Origin of the sequence: Anaeromassilibacillus sp. An172, from assembly GCF_002160515.1 — a bacterium.
GTDB lineage: Bacteria > Bacillota > Clostridia > Oscillospirales > Acutalibacteraceae > Limousia > Limousia pullorum.
Genome location: NZ_NFKS01000031.1, coordinates 1 through 22129 on the forward strand (window position 1 = coordinate 1; position 22129 = coordinate 22129).

Annotated in this window: 18 protein-coding genes and 3 pseudogenes; 15 read left to right on the forward strand and 6 right to left on the reverse strand. The window is 34.2% G+C overall.

The features are described from left to right. The first annotated feature begins 100 nt into the window (after positions 1-100). Both istA and istB read left to right on the forward strand, forming a co-directional pair. Positions 101-1324, forward strand: coding sequence for an IS21 family transposase (gene istA / locus B5F08_RS11905; RefSeq protein ID WP_087379779.1), 1224 nt, complete (start codon positions 101-103; stop codon positions 1322-1324). Further along, positions 1317-2099 (forward strand): IS21-like element helper ATPase IstB, encoded by a 783-nt coding sequence (gene istB, locus B5F08_RS11910; RefSeq protein ID WP_087379782.1) that lies wholly within the window; start codon positions 1317-1319, stop codon positions 2097-2099. Before istA ends, istB begins: the two co-directional genes overlap by 8 nt. 392 nt (positions 2100-2491) lie before the next feature. Here the strand turns inward: istB and B5F08_RS11915 are convergent, their stop codons facing one another. Further along, positions 2492-3433 carry a recombinase family protein gene (locus tag B5F08_RS11915; RefSeq protein ID WP_087379785.1) on the reverse strand — a complete coding sequence of 314 codons (942 nt, stop codon included), beginning with the start codon at positions 3431-3433 and terminating at the stop codon, positions 2492-2494. A gap of 659 nt (positions 3434-4092) precedes the next feature. Here B5F08_RS11915 and B5F08_RS11920 point away from each other — a divergent pair. The 10 genes from B5F08_RS11920 to B5F08_RS13310 all read left to right on the forward strand — a co-directional run bounded on the left by B5F08_RS11920 (position 4093) and on the right by B5F08_RS13310 (position 15947). After that, the gene (locus tag B5F08_RS11920) at positions 4093-4818 is read left to right on the forward strand and encodes a LytR/AlgR family response regulator transcription factor (protein WP_087379788.1); all 726 of its coding nucleotides are present in this window, start codon (positions 4093-4095) and stop codon (positions 4816-4818) included. Next, the gene (locus B5F08_RS11925; RefSeq protein ID WP_087379791.1) at positions 4808-6139 is read left to right on the forward strand and encodes a sensor histidine kinase; all 1332 of its coding nucleotides are present in this window, start codon (positions 4808-4810) and stop codon (positions 6137-6139) included. The genes B5F08_RS11920 and B5F08_RS11925 overlap by 11 nt, the downstream gene beginning before the upstream one ends. 79 nt (positions 6140-6218) lie before the next feature. After that, the gene (locus B5F08_RS13775) at positions 6219-6797 is read left to right on the forward strand and encodes an accessory gene regulator ArgB-like protein (protein WP_087379794.1); all 579 of its coding nucleotides are present in this window, start codon (positions 6219-6221) and stop codon (positions 6795-6797) included. 95 nt (positions 6798-6892) lie between these two features. Beyond that, positions 6893-7045 (forward strand): cyclic lactone autoinducer peptide, encoded by a 153-nt coding sequence (locus B5F08_RS11935; protein ID WP_087379797.1) that lies wholly within the window; start codon positions 6893-6895, stop codon positions 7043-7045. A 135-nt stretch (positions 7046-7180) separates the two neighbouring features. Beyond that, positions 7181-7678, forward strand: coding sequence for a hypothetical protein (locus B5F08_RS11940; protein WP_087379800.1), 498 nt, complete (start codon positions 7181-7183; stop codon positions 7676-7678). A gap of 18 nt (positions 7679-7696) precedes the next feature. Next, a complete protein-coding gene (locus B5F08_RS11945; protein ID WP_087379803.1) occupies positions 7697-8020 on the forward strand; it encodes a hypothetical protein in 324 nt (107 codons plus the stop codon). A 190-nt stretch (positions 8021-8210) separates the two neighbouring features. Then, the gene (locus tag B5F08_RS11950; RefSeq protein WP_143256418.1) at positions 8211-14600 is read left to right on the forward strand and encodes an RHS repeat-associated core domain-containing protein; all 6390 of its coding nucleotides are present in this window, start codon (positions 8211-8213) and stop codon (positions 14598-14600) included. A 5-nt stretch (positions 14601-14605) separates the two neighbouring features. Next, positions 14606-15145, forward strand: a complete 540-nt coding sequence (locus B5F08_RS11955) for a hypothetical protein (RefSeq protein ID WP_087379809.1) — start codon at positions 14606-14608, stop codon at positions 15143-15145. Between the two features lie 12 nt (positions 15146-15157). Then, entirely contained in the window at positions 15158-15673 is a 516-nt protein-coding gene (locus B5F08_RS11960; protein WP_087379812.1) for a hypothetical protein, read from the forward strand. A gap of 109 nt (positions 15674-15782) precedes the next feature. Then, positions 15783-15947: a hypothetical protein gene (locus B5F08_RS13310; RefSeq protein ID WP_158096301.1), complete on the forward strand. Its 165-nt coding sequence runs from the start codon at positions 15783-15785 to the stop codon at positions 15945-15947. Between the two features lie 166 nt (positions 15948-16113). On the opposite strand, the gene B5F08_RS13590 is transcribed toward B5F08_RS13310, so the two are convergent. The 5 genes and pseudogenes from B5F08_RS13590 to B5F08_RS13650 form a co-directional block, all read right to left on the reverse strand. After that, positions 16114-16401, reverse strand: a complete 288-nt coding sequence (locus B5F08_RS13590; protein WP_242968461.1) for a GH36 C-terminal domain-containing protein — start codon at positions 16399-16401, stop codon at positions 16114-16116. A gap of 54 nt (positions 16402-16455) precedes the next feature. Continuing rightward, a pseudogene (locus B5F08_RS11965) lies at positions 16456-18290 on the reverse strand (alpha-galactosidase); the annotation flags it as partial. Next, positions 18287-19635 (reverse strand): annotated as a pseudogene (locus B5F08_RS11970) (PTS transporter subunit EIIC). The pseudogenes B5F08_RS11965 and B5F08_RS11970, both read right to left, overlap by 4 nt. A gap of 77 nt (positions 19636-19712) precedes the next feature. Continuing rightward, positions 19713-20150, reverse strand: a complete 438-nt coding sequence (locus B5F08_RS13645) for a GH32 C-terminal domain-containing protein (protein WP_275532177.1) — start codon at positions 20148-20150, stop codon at positions 19713-19715. Continuing rightward, positions 20148-20675, reverse strand: a pseudogene (locus B5F08_RS13650) (glycoside hydrolase family 32 protein); the annotation flags it as partial. The pseudogene B5F08_RS13650 and the gene B5F08_RS13645, both read right to left, overlap by 3 nt. Positions 20676-20910: 235 nt before the next feature. Here B5F08_RS13650 and B5F08_RS11980 point away from each other — a divergent pair. The 3 genes from B5F08_RS11980 to B5F08_RS11990 are packed head-to-tail and all read left to right on the forward strand — an operon-like array spanning position 20911 to position 22087. Continuing rightward, the gene (locus B5F08_RS11980; protein ID WP_087379818.1) at positions 20911-21123 is read left to right on the forward strand and encodes a 4Fe-4S binding protein; all 213 of its coding nucleotides are present in this window, start codon (positions 20911-20913) and stop codon (positions 21121-21123) included. Beyond that, positions 21120-21692, forward strand: coding sequence for a hypothetical protein (locus tag B5F08_RS11985; RefSeq protein WP_087379820.1), 573 nt, complete (start codon positions 21120-21122; stop codon positions 21690-21692). Before B5F08_RS11980 ends, B5F08_RS11985 begins: the two co-directional genes overlap by 4 nt. 5 nt (positions 21693-21697) lie before the next feature. Further along, positions 21698-22087 carry a rhodanese-like domain-containing protein gene (locus tag B5F08_RS11990; RefSeq protein ID WP_087379823.1) on the forward strand — a complete coding sequence of 130 codons (390 nt, stop codon included), beginning with the start codon at positions 21698-21700 and terminating at the stop codon, positions 22085-22087. Positions 22088-22129 lie beyond the last annotated feature (42 nt).

The following is a 22129-nucleotide window of genomic DNA, read 5'->3' on the forward strand; positions in this document are numbered from 1 at the left end:
GTGTACTCGCCGGAGTATAATTTAGTCGGGAAGAAATTGACCCACGCCTTAAAATCGGCTATCCTTTAAGTGTGTCGAATACTTGAAGGGAGATGGCCAAATGATAAGGAGTGGGCTAATACTAATGATAAAGGATTTAGCGTTAAAAGGCAAGAGTGTATCTCAAATTGCCAGTGAAGTTGGTGTATCGGAAAATACGGCCAGAAAGTACATAGCTGGGCCGATGAAACCTCACGGATTGCTTGGACGCAAAAAACCATCCAAGTTGGATTCGTATAAACCGATGCTGCAAGAAATGATGAACCAAGGCATTTTTAACTGCGTTGTACTGCTTGACCGTATTCGTAATATGGGGTACGATGGCAGTATGACGATTCTCAAGGACTATGTACATCCATTTCGTCCGGGAAAATCGACACCGGCAGTGCGAAGATATGAAACGCTGCCAGGAAAGCAGGCACAGATGGATTGGGGTATCTGTCAGTTCGAAGATGAGCAGGGGCAGATCCATTATGTACCGTCCTTTGTGATGGTGCTGAGTCATTCCAGAGCCAGATATGTAGAGTTTACCGCACGTTGCGATCTTCGTAGTCTGGAGCGCTGTATGATTCATGCATTCGAGTATTTTGGAGGAATTCCTGAAGAAGTCCTCACAGATAATATGAAGACCGTTGTAGATCATCGTGAAGCAGGAAAGGTCATCTGGAACCCTCAATTTGCAAATTTTGCAGCAGAGCTTGGATTCGTCCCCAAGGTGTGTAAGGTACGTAAACCCCAGACAAAGGGGAAGGTAGAGCGGTTGGTTCGTTATGTGAAGGAAAATTTCTTCCCTGGGCGAATCTTTACAAATCTGGAGGATCTTAATCGGCAGGCACTGCAATGGTGCCACCAGGTCAATGCTAAGGTACATGCCACCACTGGTAAAATCCCTGCAAGGGAAATGGCAGCAGAACCGCTGAAGCCATTGCCAGAGCAGGCAGTTCTTGATCGCTACCGCTGGGAGACCAGGCATGCAACCAGGGATGGTCTGGTCAGTTATGACGGCATTCGATACGGGATTCCCTGGCAGTACAGTGGAAAGGAAGTTCAGGTTCGGCTTCATAACGGCAAGGTTGAAATCTACTATAACGAGACGTTGCTTGCCGCACATGAAGCAACCCACGGAGCAGGACGAACCATTCATCTTACCGGCCAGTACCAGGGCTTGATAGAGAAGCACGGTATTGCGATCCCCAGCTGTATTGCCTATATGCAGTCAGCTTCGGTAGAGCAGCGGGATCTGAGCTTTTATGATCAGATGATTGGAGGTGTACACCGTGGTTGAATTGGAACACGCAAGAGAGCTTCTTATGACCATGAAACTCTATACGGCGGCAGAGCTATTAGACGCCCACTTGGAACAGGCATCTCACGAGCAACAGACCTATCTTCACTTCCTGGATGCACTGTTATCCTCAGAACAGATGGAAAGAAGCAGAAAAAGCCAGGAAACCCGCTTGAAGCTGTCAAGACTGCCTCATCGTAAGCAACTGGAGGATTTTGATTTTTCCTTCCAACCAAGCATTGACAAACGTCAGATTGATGAGTTAGCCACTCTGGCCTTTACCGCAAGAACAGAGAATGTGATCCTCATGGGGCCTCCTGGTGTAGGAAAAACGCATTTGGCTGTTGGATTGGCACTTAAGGCACTGGAAACTGGCATGGTCGTCTATTACACCACGTTGTCCCATCTGATTGATGACCTCAGAAAGGCACAAACTTTGGGAAAGTTAGAGCGGCGGTTTGGCGTGTACCTCAGACCCGCCGTACTGGTGATTGATGAAATTGGATACACACAGCTAAGCCGTCAGGAGGCAGAGCTATTCTTCCGACTGGTTTCTGACCGATACGAGCGTGGCAGCATGATCCTTACCAGCAACAAATATTTTAGCGACTGGGGAGAACTGCTCAGCGACAATGTTTTGGCAACCGCTTTACTGGATAGGCTGCTTCACCATGCACATGTTATTAATATTCGCGGGCAGACCTATAGACTGAAAGATCGTCTGAAGGCTGGTATTCACACCGCACCTCCAGTAACTATTTCGGAAGAATCTTAACTGACGATCAATAAACCGGCGGTAATAATCCCGGCGTTGCGGTCATTTTCTTTCCGGCGTTTTTCATTATTTTCTTTCCGGCGTTGACAGACTATACTTAAGTGGACAATTTTATTTTAAATAAAATGAGAAATAAGTATAAATTATTGAGTAAGTAATAGGAAGTGTTATAATAATATTTATATGGTTTCTTAAAATATTGATGAAATCTTTTAATTAAACTTATACACATATTAAAAAATGCTATTAACATAGGCGAGTTTTGTTTACTTAAGGACCTAAAAATACACTTAAGTAGACAAATATAGACAGGCATAAAAAATACCTTCCATGCTGCGTGCATAGAAAGTACTTTTTAATATTAGTATGAAGGGAAGATAATAAAATAAATATTATATAACGTTAGAAGAATCCTTAGGTTTTTTACGAGAACGTTTTTTCTTTAATTCTTGTACCAGATTGAAATCTTCTTTGCTAATAATTTCCGGATGGCTTTCAATCATGTGATAAGAGTTTCTATGTTTAATAATATCTGAGGAAAAACCAGAAAGCTTGGACTCACTGATATTTTTGAACAGTATTACTTCGCCACAATATTTCTCGTTGCTTAAAATATTTTCAATGGTTTTATTGCACCAAGTGGATTTTCCTGTGGGTGAGGAGATGCCATTTTCTGTAAGCTCTTTTGAAATTTGTTTATAGCTTTTTCCTGCAATGTATGAAGAAAAAATAAAACGAACAGTTTCTGCCTCGGATTCATTGATAGTTAAGTTGCCGATTTTATCTTTTTTATAGCCGTAGCATCGCCTGCGATATAATTCCGATGTTCCATTTTTTGCTTGCTTTTCCAGCCCCCAAATAATATTGAGTCTGCGGGATTCATTTTCTGCTTCGGCTAATCCACTCAGTATAGAAATAAGAAATTCGTTGTTGCTGTCTCTTGTATCAAGATTTTCACTTTCAAAAATGATGTTAATACCGAGATTTCTTAGTTCACGAACAGCAGAAATTACCTCAACAGTGTTTCGACCGAATCTGCGTATGCTTTTGGTTATAATTGTATTTAGCTTTTTATTTCTACAATCATTAAGCATTCTTTGATATTGAGAACGTTCGGAGCTTTCATTTCCGCTGCCAATATCTATGTAAATATCATAAAGTCTATAAGTAGGATGACCATGAAATAATTTTACATAATAGGAAATCTGCTGAGTAAGACTATGTAATTGTTTATGGCTGTTGGTGCTTACACGGCAATAGACACCGATGTTTTTATATAGATTATGTAACTTGCGTATATTCTTTATAACATTAATCTTTGGCTTGTCAGACATAGTTATCCTCCGTGTGGCAGAAAAAGCAGATAAATGTACAATATGTGTATTATCGTAAAATGATGTAATTTTATGGTAAATATATTTGTTATAATAGCAAATATATGAAGAAATTCATAGTTATATACACTTAGATTTTTGATATATGGTAAAAAATAGAAATATTGTTAATATTACCTAAGCATTGACATGCAAAGATTGTCGATATATTGAGTTTCTGATTAGTGCAACACTAAATAATAAACTAACTGTAGACTAGGACCGCTTAACGTTTGTAGGCGGTCTTTTCATATTTAAAATCAAATTATAACCAAGTAAAATTCTTTAAAATAATCCTACAGTTAAGCGTAACACCAACCTATAAAAATACCATTGCGTCCAGCAAGAAAATAACCTGTAGGTTCTAAGTACGTAGCAGTTTTTAATGAGTTCAGTCAGATATTTATTGGTGCGCCAGTCTGTTTTCGACAGTAAGCAAGTATTATCCCATATTTGAGTTGCTGGTTTGATTTAATCGTTTTATTTTACGAATATAATAAATAATATAAAGAAAATATTTAAAAAACTATGAATAAGTGATATAATCACAATATACGATTATATTTTTCAAAAATAAATAATCGTATCTGCTGATATTATAATATGGTAGGTGATATATATTGATTAATATATCGGTTATAGATGATGAACCAATTTTTGTTGAAATTTTAGTTAATGAAATATATAAATATTGTAGTTTGTTGAATATACATGCTAATATTGATAAATTTTATAATGCATATGATATTATGGAAAATTTTAAAAAATATCATCTTATTTTTCTTGATATAAATATGCCCTTTGTTGATGGACTTGCTATTGCAAAAATAATTAATGATTCGAAAAAGGAATCAGAGATACCATTTTTTGTTTTTATTACAAGCCACGATGAGCTCGTATTTGATGCATTGAAATTTTTCCCATATTCCTTTATACGTAAAACTGATATTACCAGTACAACATGTATTTCTGAACTTTTAATTAGAGTATCGAATTTGATTGAGAAGAACGGTAAAACAATAACTATAAGGACTAACAGACAAGATGTAGTTTTAAGAGTTTCGGATATCATTTATATTGAAAAATATAAAAATTATTCATATATTAAAACGAAATTAGAACGCTATCCGGTTAAATCATCATTATTATCTTATGAAAAACTTCTTTCTGATTATGGGTTTATTCGCTGTCATGATGGATATATTGTTAGCATTAATAATATTTATAAAATATCTGATAAATTTATTTTGCTTACTAATAATGAAAATATTCCAATGAGTAGAAATAAAAGTAAAGCGGTGAAAGAAGCTTTTGTTAAAAGGAGTATTTTTTATAATGGACAATGATATAATAAATCTAATTTTTGAATTATTTATTAATTTTTATCAAGGAGTGGTGTTTGTTAGTTTTTGTTATAAATTATTAACTCCTACGAAAAATCAATCTGTAAATAAAATTGCTTATTGTTCTGTTGTTATAATGATGTTTTTAGCAATCACTATAATGAATTATTTATATATATCTTTTGCATATATAGAAACAGTAGTATTTTTTGCAATAATGATGACGTATTGTATTTTCTTTTTTACAGATAAATTTTTTGTAAGAATATTGGTTCCATTATCGATAAACTTGTTGTATTCTGTATTATCATTTGGAATAAACTACTTTTTTTCTGCTGTTATTGATAGTGATTATAATTATCTTATGAGTGAAAGCACAGTATATAGATACATATATGTAGTTTTAGTGAATTTAATTTTTTTAGTTTTTTTGTGCATAACGTATAAGTTACTTAAAAATAATTTTTATATAATGAAAAAAAGAGAAAAACTTTTAATACTTTCAATGCCTATATTAAGTATTATAGTTGGTATGCTTACTTTTTTAGTCTCCTCGAATAGAATGATATTGAATAGAGATAGAATAATATTAGGTCTTGTATCAATAATTATTCTTTTATTTACTTTTCTCAATTTTTATCTTATAAATCATATATCAAAAAACTATGAATTGAAAAAGAAAAGTATAATTGCAAATAAAGAAAAAGAGCTATATAGAATTCAAATTTTAAATTCCCAAAAATATTTGAATAATATTTCTGAGATTAAACATAATATCCGAAATCAGTTATTATGTGTTGAAAATCTTATTGATCAAAAGAAGTATTTAGAAGCAAAAAAAATATGCATAAGTATTGATAATAATATTAATGCAAATATACATTTTTATAAAACCGGTAATGTGTATTTGGATGCAATATTAAATATAGTTAAAGAAAAAGCTAACACAAATAGTATAAATTTAAAAGTTGAATGTTACAATAATCTTAATTTTGTAGATGGTGATGATTTGGCAGTAGTTATTGGTAATCTTGCAGATAATGCTATAGAAGCGCTTAAAAATGAGCAGAAAAAAGAACTGAAAATTGAAATTATTCAAAAAGGTGTTTATGCAATTCTTAGTGTTCAGAATTTCTGTACTAAATCTGTTTTGGAAACTAATCCGAAACTTATCACTAATAAACAAGATAAATCAAATCATGGGTTTGGATTAAGCAGTGTAAAAAAAATTATAAAAAAATACAAAGGTGAAATTTCTTATTTCGAAGAAAATAATTGTTTTTATGTAAATATAACAATTGAAATACCAAATATAACCAAATAACGACTAAATTTACCCTGAAATAAAATAACTTTCAGAGATCTGCTATAATTTTGATAGAAAATGTAGAGGAAGAATTTTAATGCAACATCATCTATCGCAAAGTATAGCGGATTTTCTTTTATGTCAAAAAATAATTAATAAAAAAGAAAAAGAGATATATATTTACGGAATACAACTTTTTCTTTCGTCAATAGTTAATTTATTAATTTGCATAACAATAAGTTTATTGTTAGATGAATTAGCTAACGGAATATTATTTTTTGTTTTGTTTTCATCATTACGAAGATTTACAGGTGGATTTCATTGTAAAACTTTTATAATGTGCAATATAGTTTTTTCTATGATTGTTACATTTGTATTGTTAGTCAATAGATTCGTTGGAAATATCTTTGGAGAACTTGTTTTTTTTATTGCGACAGTATTTTTTTGTTTCATGTGTATATGGTTGTTTTCACCAGTATATAACAAAAATAAAAAGTTAACAAATATTGAAATTAAAAAATTTAAAATTATATCGATAGTTGTTTACATGATACATATATTTTTTTATTTTTTAATATTAATAATATTTAATTATAGATTAAATATTATTTTGACGGGAGATTTAATAGTTGTATTTATGATTTTATTGGGAGTTGTTAATAATAAAAAATTGTAAAAAATGATATATTTAATGTTATACGCGTCATAGTAACATTTTCTATATCAGAAATAAATAATATTTATAATTTATAGTGGTAAGGAGTAGTAAAAATGAACTTAAAAAAAATTATTGGAAAATCTGTGGCAAAATTAGCATTGATGGCAGCAAAAGAAGCTTCAGGCACAGCTTCATGGTATGGTAGTTGTCAACCTAAAGAACCTAAAAATCTTAAAGATTATATAAATAAAAGAAAACTTAAATGACTTAAATAGAAATTATTGTAACATAAATATAAAAATAATTTCAATAAATTTATTGTATATTTTTTATATTGATAACATAATAAAGTGCAAAAATATATAAAGTATTATATTCTTTATTGATTATGGAGGAGCAAAGTGAATTATAATTTTTTTGAACAAAACTCTATTGAAACGCCTTTCTTGACTGTTAAAGGTAATCTTATATGTTGGCAAAATACAATTATTCAGATAAGTAATATTTCTTCTATATCTAAAGATAGTATGAACATAAAGCCTTTTCCTTCTTTGTCGTTAATTGTTGCTTTAGCAGGCTGGATTTTAATATCAGTAAACAGTGTACCTGTAGGTGTATGTTTGCTAGCCATAGGTATAGGTTGGTTTGCTACATGGCTTTGTGATGTTTACCAAAAAAGCAAACTTAAAAAATTAGTGTTTGTGATGAATTCTGGCGAAAAATACACTATAATTTTTGGCAGTCTTTTATTCCTTGAAGAAGTATTAAAGATACTTACAGAACTTTTAGCATTCAAAAATGAAAGTTCAAATATTGTATTTAATATAAAAGATAATAAAATAGATACCATGATTTGTGATAATGAGTTCCACGACGATTCAACTGTAATAAAGAATTAGTATACAAGGTGATGATATATGAAAAATGTATATGTTAGCGGTAATACATTTCATGACAATTCTGCGGTAATTAGAAACGAATATCATTATAGTAATTATAATATTAAAGAGCTTTTGAATGAAATTATAGATTTAAAGGAAAAACTTAATTCACAAACAGAATTATATAAAGCTCTTTCAGAATTAGCTGAAGCAATAGAAGCAATAAAAGACAGTAGTGATCACAAAAAACATTCTTCTGTTGGTAAAATAATAAAAAAATATGCAAAAGAATTTGCTTCGTCTTTTTTTGTTGGAATTGCAAGCGACGCATTAATTAATTTTATTCAGAATTTTAGTTAATATTAATACAAATAAATATAAATATAAATAATAGGCTTATATATCCATAGAGATTACAAAACACAAAAGAAAAACTAAGTATGTGTAATTTCTATGGATTTTTTTATAAGATGAAATCAAATAACAATGAGGGAATTAACTCTTGACATATTTTGTCAGGAGAAAAATAAACAGAAAAGAGGTAGAAACAATGAAAGTTAAACGAACAATGAAAAAGATTATTGCTTTTGTATTAATTGCATCAACAGCACTTTTATATCCTGTGCAAATAAGTGCTGAGGCTATCAACGAAGCAGTAAGCGAAGCGGCAAATCAAGACTTTACAGTATCAGGGTATGAAGATGATTATGTGGAAGGACAAATTATTGCTGAAGTTGAATCAAAACGCACAAGCAATGAAAAAACATTTCTTCTTGATGATGGTAATTATATGGCTGTTCAGTATCCAGAACCTGTACACTATATGAACGAAGAAGGTAAATGGGTAGAATACAATAATACCATGGTTGCAAAAATGGTTACTAATTATGATGAAAATTCGGAAGATACTTCTACAGTAACTATTGGTGAAGAAACATCACAATCAACAGTAAAGATTTTGGAAGATGAAAGTTTAAATTTAAATTCTGTTGAAGATGATACATCAGATAATCAAATCAATACAGATAGCACAGAAAATTTTACTGAAGAAAATACATTGAACAATGCTGTTTCTAATGGTTTGACTGCATCAGTAGAGTATGACAATATACAAAGCGATGTGGATATAGTTTTCTCTAATAAAGCAAAAAAGAAGAACATGATCAAGGTTACAGTTGATAACTACAAAATATCTTGGGGTTATCAGGAAGTAAATAACGTATCTGTTAAATTTAAAGATTACAATACTGCATTTGAAGGAAATGATGCGTATCTTGTACTTACTGACCTTACTCAAACAGCATTGTATGAAAATGCTTTTAAAGACACAGATATTGAATGTATTGCTATGCCAAATGGTGTAAAGGAAAATCTGATTTTAAAATCTGCAAATGCTGATAACGAGTATGTTATTGAGTATAAAATAGATAGTTTGACAGCAGTACAATCAGATGATCAAAAAATAAATCTTGTTGATTCTGCAGGAAATATTATATATTCAATAACAGCTCCTATGATGAAAGATAGTGACGGAGATATAAGTAGTCGTGTTAAAATAGAAATTGTATCTCAAAAAAACAAAAGGCTGATTATAAAGCTTACTGCTGATAAAGAATGGCTTTTAGATTCAGAAAGAGCATTCCCTGTAACTGTAGATCCAGGATTTATTACAAAACAAGAAGGTGAACATATACAAACGGGCATGGTAACATCAGGTAGTCCTGACACAGCTTGGAGTGCTTCACAGGTTTGGATGCCAGTTGGTTATGAATTCAGCCCTTTTAATAAAAGTAGAATTATGGTTAAGCCACAGAGCCTGCCTGAACTTAGTCCAGGTGATGTAATCGTTCACGCAGAAATAAGTATGCTTCGTGATGCGTTTTTAGGCAGTATGCCTGTGTATGCCCATAAGGCTACAAGTGGATGGAACAGCTACAGTGTTACTTGGAATAATCAACCAACATATGATAATACTGTGCTTGATTACATGAATATAACCGGAACCTACACAGGAGAACCAGTTGTGGATTCTTGGGATATAACATCTACAATGAGGGAGTGGTACAATGACTCAAGCACGTGCAATGGTATTGTATTTACATCACCGGCTGAAAACGATACATATGTTCACAGAGCACTTTATTTGAGCGGATTTGCTCCTACAGGTACGAGACCTGTATTTTCAATAATTTACAGAAATAATGCAGGACTTGAATCCTACTGGAGTTATCATCAGCAAAATTTTTCTGGTGGCGTAACAGCATACGTAAATGATTACTCTGGAAATTTAGTTATAACAGCTCCGATAAGCGGTTTGCCTGGTAGAGTTACACCGTACAATCTTACTATGACATACAATACATACAATTCTTTTAATCATTTTCATTCTGGTGATAAAGGACATGTATGTGGAGCGGGCTGGATGAACAGCAATGACCAACGAATAGATCCAATTGACAATATTATGTATATGGATTCATCGGTCAAAGAAGCATTAAAAGAACAAGGGTATGAGTACGTATATACCGATTCTGATGGTACAATGCATTACTTTACAAAAAAGGATGATACCACAGATCAATTTGAAGATGAAGATGGACTTTCTCTTACATTGACTAAGGAAAGCTCAGGTACATATACGCTTGAAGCAAAAACGGGGGAGAAACTAACTTTTGATACAAGAGGATATGTAACTTCAATTATAGACAAGTATGGCAATACAAGTACTCTAAATTATCATGGCACATATCATGCACTTGATGCAGTAACGGATGCAGCCGGAAGAAAAATGAACTATACCTATGACGGAACAATAGGACAGGTAACAGTTTTGAGAAGTGTGACAAATGCTGCCGGAGAAAAAACAAGCGTTACTTATAATGAAAATGGAATGGATATGATAAGACTTACATATTCTGACGGAAAATCCGTTTCATTTGATTATGATAAAATAACTCTTGACGGAAAAGAATATTATATTCCGAAAAAAATAACAGATATTGATGGCTCCTATGTAAAATATGAATATGAACAAAACGCTAATGTGAATGCTGTTTTTAAATTTAGAGTAAAAAAGATTACTGAATATGCTGCAGACGGGACAAAAGGAAACGCCATATCAATAGAATACGGAACAGATGGAACAACAACATTCACCTATGAAAAGGCAAGTGGAAATGTGTCTTCAAAATACAGCTTTGATAACTTTGGAAGAACTATTAGTGTCATAAACTCAGATGGAACAGCAATGAGCCAAAGCTATCAAGAGGTTGGAGATGATGGCAATAAGTCAACTCAAAATAATAGAATATCAAAAGTTGCTTCTGGTGCAGGATTTGTAGATAATCTACTTTCAAACCATAGTTTTGAGGGTAGTACAGGGTGGCGTTCTGTTGGACATCATGATCAGTCTGTCAATGAAAATATTACATCTAGCGACACATATCTTGGAAATAAGGTTCATCAGATAACTAACAACGGTGAACAGTATATTAATACAAGTATCGTTAAATATAGCCAAGATATTACAGTTACTCCTGGAGAATACTACACCTTGTCGGCATATGTTAAAACAGATAATGTTGTAACAAATAAAGATTTTGGAGCAACAGTTATTGTATATAACGGATTAAATGAACTGGAACCGGTATCCGTTCAGAAATATGTAGATGGAACAAGTGATTGGCAAAGGATATCTGTAACAGTACAGATTCCTGAAGGAATGACTACAGTAACACCGTCTTGTGTTTTGAAGAAAGCAACCGGAACTGCATATTTTGACTGTGTTCAGTTTGAGAAAGGAAAGTCTGTCAATAACTATAATATGGTTGAAGATGGTAGTTTCTCAAAGACAAGTTCTTGGGAAACAGAAGGACTTGGAACAGGTGAAGGACAAATAGATGGCAAATTAAAAATAGAAGGAGTTTACAATGTAAATAAAAAATGTTACCAAAGAGTTTACATAGGAAACAAATTAAACGCTGTAAATATAAGCGGAAAATCAACAACAAGTTCAGTTCCCATCAAGGAAGATTCTGAAAGGGAATTCTGTATCTATTTGGAAGTAAAATATGACGATGGAACAACAAGTAAGCTTACGCAGTCGTTCTCTCATGAAACAACAGGAGAACAGTATCTTAATAAAACCGTAATGATGCCGAAAGAAAACATCGATAAAGTGATAAGCTATATCGATTTATACATTTCCTATTCTAATAATGCGAATACGGCTTATTTTGATGATGTAATGATGACTTTTGATAAGACGGGAGCGTCCTATACTTATGATGAGGATGGAAATCCAATAAGTGCAAATGATAATGCTGAACGTAACCAAAGTTATGAGTTTAACGATGCAGGCGAAATAACAAAGCTTACAGATGAGACAAATAAGACTTACTCCTATTTTTACAGTGACAGTAATTCTCACCAGATCACAGGTGCAAGGGTAAATAGCCTTGGAAACGGCTATACTTTCAGTTATGATAGCTACGGCAATGTAACAGGAACAAAGCTTGGTGTTATGAATACTGACGGAGTAATTGATACATCAAAACCATATATAGAGGGAAGTACAGAATATACTACAAGCGGTACATATGTAAAAAAGATAACTGACCAAAGCGGAAATACAGTCACATATGATACAGATGAGAACAGAGGTCTCACAGAAAAAGTAAGTTACCCTAATGGATATGGCATAGAATATGATTACAACGCTTCACATCAAACTACCAAAGTAACCGATAGTTTAAACAGAAAAACTATAGATTACACTTACAACTCAGATAATCAACTTACAAAGATAAGTCAAGGTGGGTTAGACTATCATCTTGTATATGATAACTTCGGAAATGTTACTGAAATATCCGTAGGAAATAATGTTCTTACTGAAAATACCTATGCGGCAAACAACGGAAATCTTATAAAAGCTGAATACGGAAATGGAACAGTTATAGAGTATAACTACGACCAGTACGACAGAGTTGTATCTCAGGAAATTAACGATCAACTTCAATATGAAACAGTGTATAATGCAAAAGGAGAGGTTTCAAGAATAGATGATTACGCCGCAGGAACAAAAACGGAGTATTATTATGACTTGATAGGCAGACCTGTTCAGGCAGAAATGGTAATAGATAATGCTGATGGAGATCTTTATGCAGGTGTTACCCAGCAGTATGATATAAAGAATCGTGTAACCGGAATGACAACGGAAATAACTGTACCAACATCATCTGACAAAATACGAGAGGCAAAATTTGAATACAGTTATAATTCCACAACAGATCTGCCGGAATATGTATCATTTAATGATAGACGCAGTTTGTCTTATGAATATGACGAGCTTGGAAGAGTTACTCAAAGAAAATATAACACTAGTGGTGCTTCTGCACGCTATACATATCAAGCAGGTAAGAATTCAGGAACAACTACAAATCTGATAAGTCAAATACAAAATGATTGGGGAGAAACTCTAAGTTATACATATGACAGTATGGGTAATATCCTCACATTAAGTATAGACGGAAATTTAGCAGAAAAATATACCTATGATTTGGACGGAACCTTGATAGAGGTATATCAAAAGTGGAGAGATACAGTTTACACTTATGATTATGATGATAGAGGAAACATACTGTCCACTAAAGAGTATTATTGTACAAATGGAGAAAATAAATATCTTAGAACAATGTCAGGTTATACCTATGACTACAATTGGAAAGACCTGCTTACAAGTTATGACGGAAGTGTCATAACCTACGACGAAATCGGAAATCCGCTCACATACCGAGATTCCATGACCATGAGTTGGGAGGGAAGAAGACTTAGTAGTATAAATAATGGTGCAATAAACTATGAATATGATTCAAGCGGAATAAGAAGTAAAAAAACTGTTGACGGTAATACTACAGTATTTTATAATATAGGTGGAGTAAAAGCTGGAGAATATCGTGATGATGGCATAGATATATTGTATCTGTATGATGATAAAGGCAAAATTTATGGAATAAGCGTCAATGAACAGATTTATTACTTCATGGAAAATATACAGGGAGATGTAATAGGACTGTATGATTATTATGGAAGAGTATGTGCGAGATATACATATGATCCATGGGGAAATATAATCGATGTACAGGAGCTTGATACGGTTACCTTTGGCGAGGATAATAAGAAAATCGGAGAGGTAAATCCATTTAGATATCGAGGATATTATTACGATACGGAAACAGGTTTCTATTATCTCAATTCAAGATATTATGATCCGCAGGTTAAGAGATTTATAAATTCTGATGCATATGCCTCGACAGGCCAAGGTTTCAATGGAACCAATATGTTCTGCTATTGCTTAAATAATCCAGTTAATAATGCGGATTATATGGGCAATAAAGCTATTACTATACGTGGCTATTCTGTAGATAGTCAAAAATGGGCAGCGGCAACCATTAAATACGGGACGATTGGTGCTATGAATGAGCTTATGAGTAATCCAGAAGATTTTGCTCCAGAAAAAAGCATGTTATCAAAAATCACAGATACATTATATTACCCATTAGCAAGCGTAAGAATAGAAGGAGGTATTGGTATAGGATTAAAAATATCAGGAACCATAGATGGAATCAATTTCAGTATAGGTTATAAATATGATTTTTTCCATTTTATAATTAGTCCTGAAGAAATTTGGCTAGGAACATACGAAGAGAAAGGCTATGGGTTCGATATATATGGTGTTGGTTTAGGTGATTACTATATAACAAAACAAGAATATGGTTCTAATAAACCAAAGATAGAATACAGCCCTGTAACTAATCCAGGATTTAGTGCTGATAAAGGGATTGGAATTGGTGGAGGTGCATATATTTTTGGCGGTGCAAACCTATCTGTAACTTGGGATATTGAATATATAGTAGAAAATATAAAGGAAACATGGAGTTGAAATTTATGAAAAGACGAACAGATATTTTAGGTAAAGAAATTATCATTACAGCAATCTTATCAACAATAATAATGCTTGGATATACATTATTTAAACAGAATGGGTGGTTTTCAGATACAACTGTAAATATACTATTTCCAAGCTTAATTTGCATAATTTTTCTCTTTTCCATATTTATTTCAATAAAAAAAGATTTTGTTGATAAAATAAGAAATTATTCATCTGATATTATTTTATCTGTTGTTCTTCCAATGATATTTACTCATTTGTTGCCTTTAATTTACTATATGATACCTATTATAGCAAGTCCATTTTCACCGGATAAATGGTACTTAATAACAATGAATACTCAAAGAATAACATTTCTTCTCTTTGCGGTAAGGGGAATAATTGGTTTGACAAAAGCAAAAGGCAGTACAAAGAAAAAAGCTATTTTAATAGTATCGGTTATTTTTCTGTTGTTTACTTTTTCGGTTTTGATATTATCATTTTTAAATTTAGGAATAATGCACATGCAGTATGCAGGGATATATATGGAATTTTAACGGAGGCTTAATATGAATTTATTACATAGGATACTGACTATACCAGTAAAGTTAATGTATATGGGAGCTATTGGAATTTCTATAGTCACAGTACTTGTTGCGACAGGAATTATATATTATTTCCCGATAACAACAATTGTGGTTGCAATAATAGCAAACGGAGCAATGCTTTGTCCTTTAATGGCAACTAACATATACTATGTTTGGAAAGTAGATAAAAAATATAATTACTCAGATCTTATAATTGCGATTATTACCGGGTTGATATATTGGGGTATTTTATATTTGTTAATGGATTTAAACATTATGCCATATGATCGTTTTAGCTATCTTTATATTGTTTTTCCATCAGGGATTTGTTGTGTTCATGCAATAAGAGCATTAGGACAATCTATATTAGAATTATTGATTAAAAGCTTCAATTACAAATCTATTCTTGGTATTTACACTGTAATAACGATATTGTTATGTATAATTGTATTGGTTATGTGTATTCTTGACTATAACCCTGATTTTTTATTTGTATAAAGTTAAAAAATTATTCGTTTTGTAATCTTATCTTTTGACTACCAGTCAGTTAAACTAAAACAATCTGACTGATAGAGAGAAAAGTATGCGAAAGATATACCTATGATCCATGGGGAAAATCATCAGCGTACAGGAACTTGATGCGATTACCTTTGGAGATAATAAGAAGAAAATCGGTGAAGTAAACCCGTTCAGATATCGAGAATGTTATTACAATATGGAAACGGATTTCTATTATCTCAATTCAAGATATTATGACACACGTGTAAATTGATGGTGTAAATTACGGAAAAATTGGAATCTCGTCCAAATCTGCACCCAATGCATAATTCTGACAGCATTATGCATTGGGTGCATTTTTGTCCGCCGAATAGGAATGAGTAAACCACCAGTTAAACTGGTGGTTATGATTACTACTACATTTAACTGGTGGTTTTAAATTATACTTTTATTAAATTTAAATCAAACACTACAAAGTCTTGTTTTATGAGCGGGATTGGAATTCCTATTTGTGTGAGTTCGTCGCCGCCGTATATTTTATTGGTGTTTAAATCACGGTAGTCCCATTCTTTACACAAACCATAAATTGGAAAGACTGCGTGTGACGAGAGTGGATTATATAATTTTTGGAATATTACAGCATGACATTTTGTTTTGTCTTTGCTTACAGTCATCCATGAGGTGTGATTGTTATCTGGACTATTGCCGTGGTAAAAGGTTCCGGTCATTGAGCATTCTCTTTGTTCTTTATATCTTTTAATTTGCTCTGAGATATCGCTTAGCTCTTCTTTTGAACATTTTGTCAGGTCAAGCTCGTACCCTAAATTAAACAGTTTACAAATTTGATATCTTGTATCAAGGGGAGTGGTGCGGCCTGTCTGATGATTGGGAGTTATGCTTACATGAGCGCACATGACTGAGGATATATCAAGCTAAAGCCGTTTTGAATTTGGACACGGTCACATGCGTCAGTGTTATCACTTGTCCAGTTCTGCGGAAAATATCTGAGCATTCCTGCATCGAAGCGGCAGCCTCCGCTGGAACAGCCCTCAAAAAGGACATTTGGATAAGCAGATGTAGTCTCGTTCAGAACTCTGTAAAAGCCGAGTATATATCTGTGAGCGGTTTCGCTTTGGCGCTCGTATGGAAGAGCAGAAGAATATACATCAGTAAATGGTCTGTTCATATCCCATTTAATATAGTCGATTTTTCCGTCGCTTAAGTAATCATTCAGCATACTAATCAAATATTCCTGAACTTCATTTTGACCTAAATCAAGGAGATATTCATGGCGTCCCTTTAGTGGTTCGTATCCTGGAACGTTCAGTATCCAGTTTGGATGTTCAATATAAATTGAACAGTCAGGACTTACAGCTTCCGGTTCAAACCACTGTCCGAATTTCAGTCCTATTGAATGTATCAAATCCGATACATATTGAATTCCTCCGGGAAGCTTTTCTTCATTGCATACCCATTCTCCCATAGATGAATGACTGTCATTGCCCTTTCTGAACCATCCGTCATCCAAAACAAATAATTCAATTCCAAGTTCCTTTGCAAGTGTCGCCTGCTTTTTTATTTTTTCAAGATTTACATCATAATACATGGCTTCCCATGAATTTAATAAGATTGGACGAATTTTATTTTTCCAAGAGCAAGGTATTATATGGTTCTGAATAAAATTATGAAAATTATTACTCATTCCGTTAAGTCCTTCGTCGCTGTAGTTGAGGACAGCTTCGGGGGTTATAAAGGATTCGCCCTGAGAAAGTGTCCAGTTAAATTCATCGGGATTTATACCGATTTGTACTCTTATTTGACCAAAGGAATCCATTTCAGCGGCGGCTGAGAAATTGCCGCTGTAGATAAGCTGAAATCCGTAGACTTCGCCTGATGATTCATCGGTTCCGGGCTGAAGCAATGCATAGAAGGGCTGGTGTCTTGGACTGCTGGAACCGTAACCGCTGTTTATACGCTGTATTCCTTGATGAAGGGGGAAACGGTTTATATTTGCTTCTTTTGCGTGACATCCGTAAAGAGATAAAAACTCGTATTGTTTTGCAGGAAGCTCAAGAGATAGGCTCTGTGCGTTTTCTATGTGAATGGTAGAGTTACCGACATTTTCTATGTGTTGATGTCTTGTAATTATATTTATATTCTTAAATATTGTGTAGTAGAGATATACCTTAACGCCGGAAATACTGTCGAGGCATACAACTTCAAGTGTTTCGCTTTCATCTTTATTGTCGTATGACATTGGCAGTGATTTTTCCTGCGGTTTGTGGTCTAATATTTGCCAGCTGTGAAATTTAAGGTCTATTACAGCGGCTCCGCTTGGGCCTGCCACCGTAAGGGCGGGCAGACGGTAGTCGCCACGCCCTGGTGTAGGATACTCAAAAGTGAGGTCATCAAAATATATATTTTGATTTTTTTCCGGATACTCTATAGTATAGCTGCGTTTAAATGGTATCAAGGTATTTGAGCTGTGCCAAGCTCTTATAGACTTGCCAAAATATCTGTGGATAAGATATTTATTATCTAATATTTCCATTACGTAGCTGATTTTCCCATTTGTAATATGGACTATAGAATTATCGGAACTAAGTGTTATACTCATGCGTGTTTCTCCATTTTTGAATTAAAGCCAAAGAAGTATGTGAGCAAAAATGCAACTGCAAAGGCAACAAGGTTTACAAGAATATAGAATGGAAGCTGTTCGTTGAGGTAAAGCAGTGTGCCTGGAATACCTGTAATTGACATACCTGTTGCTTTCAAGCCGATGATTGAAGCAAGGAAACCGCCGCAGCCGCCGCCAATCACAGCCATAATAAATGGTTTTACAAATCTAAGGTTAACGCCGAATACTGCAGGTTCGGTAATTCCCAAAAGTGCGGAAAGGCAAGATGGATAAGCAACCTGTTTTGTCTTTATTTATACTGCTTTCAATGCTACAGCCAATACTGCGCCTGCCTGAGAAACGTTTCCGCATGTGCCTATTGGGTTGAGATAGTTCCAGCCGTCGTTGGCAAGCATACTGATTTCAAGGAAATTAAGGATATGATGAATACCGAAAATTCCAAGGAGCTGTCCGAAACTGCCGTATATTAAACCACCTATACCGAGTGGGAGGGTGAGAAGTGTTTCAACAGCATAGAGAACATAATTTTCTACTGTGTGGAGAATTGGGCCGAGAACGAACAGAGCCAAAACTATTCCAACAAGAAGAGTTAAAAACGGTGTGAGGATAAGATCCAATGAATCAGGGATTCTTTTTCTAAGCCATTTTTCAAATTTTGCACCTATGATACCTGTTACAAAGGCTGGAAGAACTGAACCCTGATATCCTGCTACATTGAGAAATCCAAAGAATACCAAAGGCTCTGCTGCGCCTGAACCTACGTCATATGCGCTGGGCAGGCTTCCACTTACCAGCATCAAACCTAAAACAATTCCGATAACAGGACTTCCTCCGAAGTTTTTAAATGTTGACCAGCATACAAGAGCGGGGAGGAAAGCAAACGCTGTATCAGTTAAAATATGAGTGAATATAAGCAGTTGGTTGGGAATATCTGACGGAGTTAATCCGAAAACACCGAGAACCGCTTCCTGAGTGAGCAAACCACGCAAGCCCATGAACAAACCTGTAGCAACCAAAACAGGAATAATCGGAACAAAAACATCGGAAAACATTCTGATAGCTCGCTGGAACTTATTTCCGTATGTAGTCTTTTTGTCTTCTTTGTCTTAACCGGAGCAGATACTTCGGCAGCCTTGCCGAGCTCTGACATTGTTGCGTCGTATACACGATTTACCAAACCTGTGCCCAAGATAATTTGATACTGACCGGCGTTAAAAAACGAACCTTTAACACTTTCAAGATTTTCAATATCATCTACTTTAATTTTTTCTTTGTCGTGCACGATAATTCTGAGTCTGGTAGCACAATGCTGAACCGATGATATATTTTACTTTCCTCCAACTAATTGGATAATTTGTTTAGCCAATTCCTTTTCTGACATGATAGTACCTCCTTCTATTTTTAAACGGTGAGAATTTCATTTAACTGCACCGAACTATACAAACCTGCACCCTCAATGCATAATGATAATACATCTGTTTTTGGGAATATTCTGGAGCTCAAAACGTCTTGACCTCCGTTTATAAATATTTCAAGACTTGAGTTGTCACTCCAAATCTCTATATTTTCAAAAGATTCAAGATTAAAAAGACGAATTTCTTCTGACTCAGATACCCAGCTGTTTCTTGCAAATAGGCCTGTTTTGTTTTCTGAGTTGTATTCAAAACGCCATTCATCACTGTGGATTTTTATTTGTTTGGCTCTCTGACAATCTTTTAAATCAACTGATAGATGAAAGCATCTGCTTATGTTTGAGAAAATAATTTTTTCACCATCAATGTTTCCTTGAATACTCTGACCAAGCAGCTCATAAAGTTCCTTAACCGGACGTTGTATCAGATGTCCGTTTTTAAATAGAACCTCACGGGGCATAGTCAAACAATGAATTCTCGGTTCGTTTTTTGAAAAGATTTCTTCCTGTGTTTCATCCATTCGTGACATCCAGCCAATTAAAACTCGCCGTCCGTCAGGGGTTTCCATTGTCTGTGGTGAATAAAAGTCAAATCCTTTATCAACGGTTTGATAGTTGTTATCCAGATCGCTGTCTTCAAGCTTTGAAAAATCACTATGCAGCTTTGTTATTTTAAATAAAGCCACAGAATCAACTACTTTGTCGGCTTCGTTATCACGGTGCTGAGGACAGTAGAGTAAAATGCCTGTATTGTCTATTTCAAAGTAATCAGGACATTCAACCATTTGCCATTCTTCGGTTTTTGCCAAAAGACCGTTCATTTCCCAAAGTTTTCCGTCTTTAGAATTTAAAAGAACTATACCGCCCTTTCCGTTATCACGCTGGGCACCTATCAGCATAAAATAATTTCCATTTTTTCCGGGGATAATTCTTGGGTCACGAAAATGCTGAGTATATCCCTTAGGTGTTTAGAAAGACATATTCGGTTTCTCCAACTGAATATCGCCATAAATCAAAGGAAACCCAATTAAACATTTAATGATAAAAATACGCTGTTATCTATTTAAGTGACAGTGTATTTTTATTTGAAGCTTTAATGGATTTGTGATTGAGTTACAGAGAGAACAGGAATTTTTATGTATACTATGCAAGTATATTTGTGTTAGTATGATAAATTGGAGGTTTATAATGGTTAATGTAAAAAGAAAGCAGAGAAAAGCTTTTGTTTCAACAGAACAATGCGTTGCTTGCGGCTGCTGCGTGAAAGTTTGTCCCCTGCATGCAATTTCTGTTCCGAAGGGAATTACAGCTGTGGTGGACATAACAAAATGTGTGGGATGCGGAAAATGCGCAAAGGAATGTCCTGCGTCTGTTATTGAAATTCAGGAGGTGCAGCCATGAAGAAAAAATGGTACGATTATTTGTGGATTGCATCGCTTTTATATTTGATTCTTGGATTTTTCAATATACTTTTTGCATGGCTTGGCTTGCTATGTTTTTTCATTCCTCTGATTATCTCAGTTGTTCAGAAAAACAAGGGATATTGTAACAGGTACTGCGGAAGAGGACAGCTGTTTTCTTTAGTTGGAGGACGATTTGGATTATCACGCAAAAAGGATATTCCTAAATGGATGAAGAGTAAGTGGTTTAGATATGGATTTTTAATATTCTTCTTTGCAATGTTTTTCTTGATGCTTTGGAACACTTATTTAGTGTTTTCTGGAGCTACAGGACTAAAGCAGACCGTTACTCTTCTGTGGACATTTAAGCTTCCATGGCATTGGGCATATCATGGAACGATTTTACATCCCGGTGTTGCACAATTCGCTTTTGGATTTTACAGTGTAATGCTTACTTCCACTATACTTGGTTTTGTTACAATGATACTTTTTAAACCTCGCAGCTGGTGTGTCTATTGCCCGATGGGTACAATGACACAGCTGATTTGCAAAGCACGAAATAAGGAGTAATTTATATGAGAAAAATAATTGCGCTTATGCTTGGAATGGTTATTTTCCTAACAGGATGTGCATCTCAGAATACAGACGGTACTTATAAGCAGATTACAGTTGATAAAGCTGTTGAAATAATGAATGAGGAAACCGACTATATTATTTTGGATGTTCGTACCCAAGGTGAGTACGAATCAGGACACATTCCGGGAGCTATTTGTATTCCTAATGAATCAATAGGAGATGAACAGCCGGAACTTTTGCCGGATAAGAACCAGTTAATTTTAGTTTATTGTCGAAGCGGAAACAGAAGCAAACAGGCAGCTCAGAAATTATCACAAATGGGATATACAAATATAATGGAATTTGGAGGCATCAACGATTGGCAGGGAGAAACAGAAACCGGCAGTTGATGTATATAACAATAATATTAAATAGTATAAAATTATAAGTTT